Origin of the sequence: Streptomyces olivaceus (genome assembly GCF_000721235.1) — a bacterium.
GTDB classification, from domain to species: Bacteria; Actinomycetota; Actinomycetes; order Streptomycetales; family Streptomycetaceae; genus Streptomyces; species Streptomyces olivaceus.
In genome coordinates this window covers 1-557 of sequence record NZ_JOFH01000123.1, presented here as the reverse complement: position 1 = coordinate 557, position 557 = coordinate 1, and the positions used below count along the sequence as shown (strand labels likewise).

The 557-nt window shown below is 71.3% G+C and carries 1 protein-coding gene; it reads right to left on the bottom strand.

The features are described from left to right. On the bottom strand, nt 1-496 hold a 496-nt coding region (locus IG94_RS0138040; protein ID WP_031048769.1), incomplete at its 3' end, for a helix-turn-helix domain-containing protein. Nucleotides 497-557: the final 61 nt, after the last annotated feature.

Below are 557 nucleotides of genomic sequence, written 5' to 3'. Positions count from 1 at the left end.
TGTTGCGGCCGCCCTGGGACCTGCCGTGGGCCTTGTGTCCGCCGCCGTCGGGGATGTTGCCCAGCTTCTTGATGTCGACGTGGACCAGTTCGCCGGGCCGGTCGCGTTCGTAGCGGCGTATGACGCGGCCGGTGGCCCGGTCCAGGTGGGTGAGGCGGGCCAGGCCGTAGCGGGTGAGGACGCGGTGCACGGTCGAGGGCACCAGGCGCAGGAAGTGTGCGATGCGGGCCGGACCCCAGCGACGCGACAGTCTGACCTTGATGATCCGGCGTTCGGTGCGGGTCGGGGTCCGGCCGGGGCTGTGGTGAGGCCGGCTGGAGCGGTCGGCCATACCGGCCTCACCGGACTGCCGGTAGCGGTCGGCCCACCGCTGGGCCGTGGTCGGTGACACCTGGAAGCGTTCGGCGGCCCGGCGAAGCGGCCAGCCGTCCTCGACCACGCAACGGGCCAGCCGCAGGCGTCCGGTCTCGGTCAGGGGTGCATTACGGTGGGACACGAGGGCCTTTCTGTCGGTGTAGACGTCGCAATCCACACCGAACCGGAAGGCCCTCACCTGT